This is a genomic window from Moorena sp. SIO1F2 (assembly GCF_010672755.1).
Classification (GTDB): Bacteria; Cyanobacteriota; Cyanobacteriia; order Cyanobacteriales; family Coleofasciculaceae; genus Moorena.
In genome coordinates this window covers 1-7,988 of record NZ_JAAHFV010000298.1, presented here as the reverse complement: position 1 = coordinate 7,988, position 7,988 = coordinate 1, and the positions used below count along the sequence as shown (strand labels likewise).

The 7,988-nt window shown below is 44.3% G+C and carries 5 protein-coding genes; 3 read left to right on the top strand and 2 right to left on the bottom strand.

The window, feature by feature from the left end; all coding sequences use genetic code 11:
• Positions 1-2: 2 nt before the first annotated feature.
• Positions 3-479, bottom strand: a complete 477-nt coding sequence (locus F6J94_RS25980; protein ID WP_070392218.1) for a CYTH domain-containing protein — start codon at positions 477-479, stop codon at positions 3-5.
• A 316-nt stretch (positions 480-795) separates the two neighbouring features.
• On the opposite strand from F6J94_RS25980, the gene F6J94_RS25975 reads away from it, so the two are divergent.
• Complete coding sequence (locus F6J94_RS25975; protein ID WP_293045450.1) at positions 796-945, top strand: hypothetical protein; 150 nt, start codon at positions 796-798, stop codon at positions 943-945.
• Positions 946-1,120: 175 nt separating this feature from the next.
• Here F6J94_RS25975 and F6J94_RS25970 read toward each other — a convergent pair whose 3' ends face one another.
• Positions 1,121-5,050, bottom strand: a complete 3,930-nt coding sequence (locus tag F6J94_RS25970; protein ID WP_293045447.1) for a cobaltochelatase subunit CobN — start codon at positions 5,048-5,050, stop codon at positions 1,121-1,123.
• 459 nt (positions 5,051-5,509) lie between these two features.
• Between F6J94_RS25970 and F6J94_RS25965 the strand changes: the two genes are divergently transcribed.
• On the top strand, positions 5,510-6,187 hold the full coding sequence (locus F6J94_RS25965) for a response regulator transcription factor (protein WP_293045444.1): 678 nt from the start codon (positions 5,510-5,512) through the stop codon (positions 6,185-6,187).
• A gap of 308 nt (positions 6,188-6,495) precedes the next feature.
• On the top strand, positions 6,496-7,767 hold the full coding sequence (locus tag F6J94_RS25960) for a HAMP domain-containing sensor histidine kinase (RefSeq protein ID WP_293045441.1): 1,272 nt from the start codon (positions 6,496-6,498) through the stop codon (positions 7,765-7,767).
• The last annotated feature ends 221 nt before the right edge of the window (positions 7,768-7,988 follow it).

Here is a 7,988-nt window from a genome sequence, read left to right as displayed (position 1 = left end):
TCCTAGATTCTGTGTAACCATTGAGTATAGGGATGCTGAACTAAATTGGAGTTGAAGTATCTCGGATCATCAGAGACTTCAACTCCAATCCATTCTGGTAGTTCAATGTCCTGATTTTCATCAGTTAGTTCAACTTCTGCCAAAATTAATCCTTGATTATCCCCAGCAAACTCATCCACTTCCCAAATCAAGCCAGCGTGTTCAATTTTATAACGAGTTTTCTCAATTAAGGGACCCTGGCACAAAGTATCGAGCATTTCTTGAGCATCCGAGCCTGGGATAGGGTACTCATACTCTTTTCTAGAAAAACCCACCTTGGGACTTTTGATAGTAAGATATCCTTGATCTCCCACCAGGCGCACCCGGACAGTAGTGCGGTTAGTTGTACGAATGTAACCTTGGCGATAAACACTACCAGTGCCTAGTTTCCGCCACTCTTCGCCTTTTACTAGAAATTTGCGTTCAATTTCCGTTGCCATGGGTAAAAAGTATAGTGTGAATGGGTATTATTAGTCATTGGTTAATTTAAAATTGACCATTGTTAATTGATTATTGTTGATTGTCAATTTTAAAATCAGAGCAAATCAGAACCATTATGCTTATTGCTATAGTAATCAAAAAGTTTACAATCTTGCTTATTTAGTTAGCGATCGCTTCATATTAAACTACCCGACTTAATCCGGATTCATTTATTATCCCAAGAAATATAAAAATAGAGAGCCAATTTCCTAGAGTTCCTCTATGAGTAAATCTACGGTGCGGCTAATGTAAGTAAAATTATCAGGATAAACATTGATGTCCCAACAATCAACAACCGAAAATAGTGGAGCAGCAGCATTAATTGATGAAATGAAAAAATTTGCCAAATTAGCTGAAGAGTTAGAAAAACAAACCAAAGAGTCTAGCGAACAAGGCTATTCAGGCAAAGGCCATAACATCTGGTGAACGAGTATAGTTAGGATAAAAGAAATATACTCACACTCTTATTGATTGGCTAAACTAATGTAGGGTAAACGAGTGTAGGGTGAACGGGTAAGTTAAAGATTTTCAGGTTTAGGAATTGGGATGACTACGAGCAAGATTTTCACCCGATTACCACACTCGGTCACCCCACACCCTCTTATCCTACAGCCGTCACGCCTTCAATCTCCTCATCGGCGAGATCATATAACTCCCGTAACTTCTGTAAGGTTTCGTGATCCGGTTCCCAGAATCCTCGTCCATTTGCCTCTAACATCCGGCCTACAATATTGCGAAATGCCTCAGGATTTGCCTGTCGCAACCTCTTGGCCATTTCTTCATCCAAGGCATAAGTATCTGCTGCTTGGTCATACACCCAGTTATCTTGAAAATCAGCTGTACCCCCCCAACCAATCAATGCTGTCATCCGTTGGGAAATCTCATAAGCTCCCCCAGACCCCTGATTGGCCATCGCCTCAGCCCACTTGGGATTAAGTAACTTTGTCCGATACTCCAACCGCAACAAATCCTCTAGCTTCCGGGGTGTAGTATCCTTTGAGAAACTTTCCACAAAACTGGCATTAACGGTCTTACCCCCTTGCTTTTCGGCTGCTCGCTTCAAGCCTCCAGTATTAGCATAGTATTCTTGAATATCCGTCAGCCCATATTCGACAGAATCAATTTCCTGGACTATACGACTGGTACTTTTTAGCAGCTGCTCCATGACTTCCGGACGGGCTTGACCTTTATCTTGCCGTCCATAACTAAATACATTGCGGCTTTGCCATGTATTCGCTAATTCATCCCCGGATTCCCAATTACCATCGACTACTTGGTCATTGACCAGAGAACCATAATCCCCGGCTGGATTAGAAAACAACCGAGCAGAAACATTGTCTACCCCTTGCGATCGCAACGCTAACCCATGCTTGCGGATAAAATTCTCTTCCTCTGGTTCATCTGCCTCAGTCGCCCTACGGAACAAATCATCCAGCAGCTCAACAATATTGACAAAACTATCCCGAAAAATCCCTGAGAGATTTGCCAACACATCAATTCTAGGATGACCTACCTCAGCTAAGGGTATCAAATCATACCGTACAATCCGTCCCGTTCCCTCTTTTACAGGTACTGCACCTACTAACTCCAATAAAATCCCCAAGGACTCCCCACGAGTCTTGATCGCATCCAATCCCCATAGCATTACCGCAACAGTTTCCGGATACTCCTGATGTTCCTCAAGATGCTGGGCAATAATTTTCCTGGCCACCTCCCTGCCCCGTTCATAAGCTGCTGGAGAGGGCATCCGATAAGGATCCAAAGCGTGAATATTCCGTCCTGTTGGCAAAACCCCAGGACCATCCCGCAACAAATCCCCCCCAGGAGCCGGAGGAATATACTCGCCATTCAACCCCCGCAACAAATTCGTCAACTCCTCCCCAGTCTGCATCAACAACTCACCAATCCGTAACGCCTCTTCAACCTTCTCATCCTCGACCTGTTCACGTCCGTCTGGTGTTTGGGATTCAAATTCTCCATCCACAATGGCTTTAACCATTGCTTCCGGGACATCTTCCCCAAAATAAGCCCGAAGGTAAGACCCTAACTGTTCCGAATCAGGCACTTGACCTAGAGTGTGCAGCCCAGAGGAAAACAACCGTTGTTCCACCACTAGCAGGTAGTTGTACAACTTAACAAGATAGCGATTAAATGAATCAGCACTAAACATCTGGGCATTCTCTGGACTGAAAGCAATTCCCAAGCCCTTAGCATCCTCAAAGGGACAATCGGTATCCAAGCCACTATCGATAATTTTTTTACAAATTGCTTCTTTCAAGGCATAATTCTTTTCAGGATCCTCCCGATACTCTGAGATTAAATCTCGTAGCACTACCAACTCCTTATACAAACCAGCCCGACCATAAGGGGGTACATTATGGGAAATCAACACCCCATAACCCCGACGCTTGGCCAACATTGACTCTGAAGGATTATTGGCGGCATAGATATACAGATTCGGGATATTTCCTAGCAAAATATCCGACCAAGAATACCCCGTATTCCCCAGGGGTGAACCAGGTAACCATTCCACGGTGCCATGCATGCCAAAATGCACCACCGCATGGGCATCAAAATCATTCTGTAACCACTTATAAAAGGCCGTGTACTGGGGATGTGGGGTCAAGTCTCGCTCAAACATCAGTCGCATCGGGTCTCCAGAAATACCCAGGGGTGGTTGTACCCCAATCCAGACATTTCCTAACTCAATTCCACCAATCTCGAACTCATCCCCATTGGTTTTGATTCCTGTACCAGTCAAGGATTGCCATTGTTTTTCAATACGGGTAGTTAGCAAGTAGCCTAACCATTCTTCTAGGGTTTTAACGTTAACTGTGGTTGAAGGTTGGTGGTTGCTAGTTAAAGGTTGAAGGTTACTAGTTGAAGGTTGAAGGTTACTAGTTGAAGGTTGGTAGTTGAAGGTTGAAGGTTGAATGTTGGTTGCTGGTTGTTCGCGTAGCGTGGCCTTTTGGCCAAGGTTAGAACATTCTCCATTCAAGCTGTCACCATTCAAGCCTTCGTCTGCTGCTTTCACCCAGCGGATTAGTTCTTCTCCATCTTCTGGTAATTCTCCAACAGTGTAACCTTGTTCTTTTAGAGCGTGGAGGAATTTAAGAAGCGATCGCGGTACATTCAATAAGGCTGCTGTTCCTGTTGCTCCATACCCAGGAGGGAAACCATAGAGAATAATCGCAATTCGTCTTTGGTCTGGTGGGGTTTGTCTGAGTTGAATCCAACGCTTCACCCGTCCAGTCAGTCGCTTAACTCGTTCGGGAATCAGATAGATATTTTCTCCGACTAAACCACCTAGGGGTACAGTATCAATTGCTCCATCCAATTCCGGCAATGCATATAATACGACACTTTGCAACCCCCCAATGCCTTGTCTTGTCCAAGAGTAAATATCTTGAATCAGTAGGGGTGCAGCAATAGTATAAGGGACATTCTTAGCAGTGAGAATACGTTTCGCTACAGCCACCTGTCTTCCGGCCTCCATAGAACCAGCTGGACCCCCTACCAACGGGAAACCGATGGTAGACACAATGGCATCCACTTCGACAGCGTCTTTAGACAAGGAAGGAGTTTCTACGTTATCCAGTTGTCGCTGTTGGGTTTCATAAGCAGATGTCATCCAATCCCGCACAGCTACATGACCTTCTACACCATTGATAAAGATGGGTAAAGGAGTTAATCCAGCTTCCTCAAAGTAGCGAATTAACTGGGGAATATAAGGTTGTTTTGTAACTACATGTTTGCGATAAAGCAGAATACCAACAACAGGGTTTTCTCTAAGGTTGTGTTGAGAAGCTAGCGGGCTGGTAGGGCTTTGCCCAATAACGTTTAATTGTTTAACGTTGAAGTTTTTGTACCATTCTAGGTATTGTCGTGGGGATTCAAAATACCCGTCGTAGTCCGGATGGAGTAGCCCCATGTTGGGAGTTTCCACTGGCGGCGGAATGTCTCCCACTTTCAGGTCTAAGTATTTCTCTGCCAGGGTCCAGAACATAGATGCTACATTGTCTGAGCCACCAGCATTCCAGTAACCGTAGATAATTAGCCAATTGCGCAAGTCTTGGACTTTTCTAGCAGGAATATATTTCAGCAGCTTCGGACCAATTTTCAAAAAGCTGATATAACCTGCTAAGCGGTCTTCTTCTCGTCCGTTGCTGAATTTGTCCAGGATGAATTTTACTGGCTTGGGCATCCCCTTGGGTTTATCCCCAATTTTGAACTGACCAATTTGAGTCAGGCTCATCAGTTCTAGAGCTGACTCGAATACCAAGCGGATGGGGATGTGTTGGATGCGATCGCGTAACCATAACACTTGGTCATAATCGAATAGTAGACTACCGAAGAAGACTTGGGCATCTTGGAGGGCAGCTTCTACAGTATCAGGGTTGGCAGTGATTTCGCGATCGCTAAATACTCTAATATCCTGTTCCGGACAGCGGGAGCTAGCTAACTCAGCAGCTTTGCGGTACAAGTCAGCGTTGAAGGATTCAAATCCTGCTATCAGTACAATGCGTTTCATGGAACCCGCTCGAAATAATTCTTTACACTTTGATCATATTTGATCATAATCGTACTGATCGGCTAACCCTCCCAGTGGCCTTGGGTAAGTCATGCCATGATTGAGAATAATTGTTAATTAGACTTCGGCGCAGTTGTCGGCAACTTCGGACAAGAGAACTTTGGACAAGGGAAAAATAATTGACGAAAACAGTATCAAAAAGCGCTACTTTGCTGAGCCGAAGTTCCCTATTTTTATTAGTTTTATTTCTACATCTCAACTAATAATGCTGTAGTTGACGATTCCCCATAAGCCATTCCCAAAAATACCGGCACTATTTGGTAACTGATTAACCTGACTTGGTATCAATCATCTTGCCAGTATCATGGAAAACTGCCCGATTTTTCTAAAGTTGTGAAAAAAATTGGTCATAATCAAAGATAAAAGTCAGGTAATCATTTAGAGTTAGAGGTACTGAAGATGAGGATTTTACTAGTAGAAGATGATGAGCGGATTACCGACGCCCTTGCTGAAGACCTCACCGACCAGCATTATGTCGTGGATGTTGCCAATGATGGTCAAGAGGGTAGGGAACTAGTAGAGAGTTTCAGCTATGATTTAATTTTGTTAGATGTGATGCTGCCAAAGATGGATGGTATTACCCTTTGCCGAAAGTTGCGCTCCCAAGGCAACTCTACTCCCATTCTAATGCTGACGGCTCGGGATACCATCAGTGATAAAATTGTAGGACTGGATGCTGGTGCAGATGATTATCTAGTCAAACCCTTTGATTTAGGGGAGTTGTCCGCTAGGATGCGCGCCTTACTGCGCCGGGGAAATACTACCTTACCACCTGTACTGGAATGGGATTCCCTCCGCCTTGACCCCAGTACCTGTGAAGTGTTCTATAAAGACCGTCTCTTGTCCCTAAGTCCAAAAGAGTATGCTCTGCTGGAATTTTTCCTGCGCCATCCTCGCCGTGTGTTTAGCCGTGCTCAAATCCTGGAAAACCTCTGGTCCTTTGAACGACTACCAGAAGAAGCAACCGTTAAAGCTCATATCCGAGGTTTACGACAGAAACTCGACGCAGCAGGAGCTCCCTCTGATTTGATTGAGACAGTCTATGGTTTGGGTTATCGTCTGAAAGAAAATCCCTAATTCAATATTCAGTTGTTACTGTTGAAAGTTGGCAGGTTGAAAGTTGGCAGGTTGAACGGGATGGACGAAGTCCCGCTTTGCTGCGAAGCGCGTGGCCTTTTGGCCAAGGTTGTTCGCTTTTGGCGTTCCCGTAGGGTAGGTTGCAGGTTTAAGGTTGGTAGGTTGAAAGTTGGCAGGTTGTTCGCCTTTGGCCTTCCCGTAGGGTAAGTTGACGGCATTCGTAAAGCAACGAATGATATCAAGTATAGTTGGGGAAGTTAACGATTACCAATTACTAAAATTACTAATTACTAATTACTAATTACCAGATGTTTAAAGGTTTGCGCTGGCGTCTTTTGTTGTATTACCTGATGGTAATGGCCGCAATTTTGAGTGTATTTGGTGCGGGTGTGTATGTTTTTTTAACACAGAGTCTATACCAGCAACTTGACAAAAAACTACAGACTTTAGCCCAATCTGCTGCCCCCTCATTTACTGAAGTAGAAGTTAAAGGGAGTCAATACATTGAACAAGTTGATGAAGTCCCCTGGCGAGATATCTTTAACCGAGACAAACAAAGCTTAGAATGGTTTGATGATCAGGGGAAACTATTGGCAAGGCGAGGTGCGATTGTATTGACTTTCCCGCCAAAACTGGGTTCGTTGACTCTAGAACTCCCTGAGACATCAGAGCCGATTAGGACGTTTACAATTTCTGTTTTTAAGGACACCTCGAAACCAAGCCAACCATCCCTAGAGGGCTATATTCGAGCCAGTCAATCCACAGAGGATGTAGAAATTGTCCAAAGCCAACTATTTTGGGGATTAGGAATGGGAGGAATGATCGCTCTAGGGTTTGTTGGTATTGGTGGACTTTGGCTGACCCAGAAAGCTCTTGAGCCGATTGAGAAAAGTTTTAAAAAGCTTAAACAGTTTACTGCTGATGCGTCCCATGAATTGCGCAGTCCTTTGACAGCAATTAAAGCCTCTGTGGATGTGATGCGAAATCATCCTGAGCGCATTCATCCCAAAGATGCTAAGAAGTTAGTGGCTATTGCTAGCGCTACAGACCAGATGAGCCACTTAGCAGAAGACTTACTATTTTTAGCTCGTACTGATCCAGCCTTGTCAATTCCGACCCGAAAGTCAGTCCCCATTTCCCTCAATACAGTTTTGCATAATTTGGTGGAATTGTTAGAATCATTTGCTCAAGATAAGCAGATTACCTTAGAATATCACGGCCTGACAACAGTCTCTGTAATTGGGGATGAAGGGCAACTCACCCGTTTATTTTCCAACTTGTTAGAGAATGCCCTGCAATACACACCCCCTCAAGGAAAAGTGGTTCTTACTGTTGCCAAACAGAATCGCTATGCCCTGGTCATGATTGAGGACACTGGCATTGGTATTGCCCCTGAACATCAGCCGTTTGTGTTTGATCGCTTCTGGCGTGCGGATAAAGCTCGTTCTCACCGAGAGAGGGGTACGGGGTTGGGACTTGCGATCGCTCAAGCAATCACTCACAGTCATGGGGGAAAAATCACCCTTACGTCTCAGGTTGGGGTTGGTAGCTGCTTTCAGATACGTTTACCGCTGGTTTAGGAATATAGGCTCTAGGTTGGGATTTTCTTTTGAAAGAATTATAAAGAATTATATAGAGATCCGTGTAGGAATTAATTGTGATAATTTTTGAGGCCATATTCCCTACTCCCTACTCCCTACTCCCTACTCCCTACTCCCTACTCCCTACTCTCTAATTTATACTCCCTAATTTCTAAATTTCTTACCGACTTTTTTACTTTTGGGTAATAATATCAAAATAT

Bases quoted from the DNA above. Each gene is read 5' to 3' on its own strand.
- F6J94_RS25970 (WP_293045447.1), bottom strand. From the start codon at position 5,050: ATGAAACGCATTGTACTGATAGCAGGATTTGAATCCTTCAACGCTGAC.
- F6J94_RS25965 (WP_293045444.1), top strand. From the start codon at position 5,510: ATGAGGATTTTACTAGTAGAAGATGATGAGCGGATTACCGACGCCCTT.
- F6J94_RS25975 (WP_293045450.1), top strand. From the start codon at position 796: ATGTCCCAACAATCAACAACCGAAAATAGTGGAGCAGCAGCATTAATT.
- F6J94_RS25960 (WP_293045441.1), top strand. From the start codon at position 6,496: ATGTTTAAAGGTTTGCGCTGGCGTCTTTTGTTGTATTACCTGATGGTA.
- F6J94_RS25980 (WP_070392218.1), bottom strand. From the start codon at position 479: ATGGCAACGGAAATTGAACGCAAATTTCTAGTAAAAGGCGAAGAGTGG.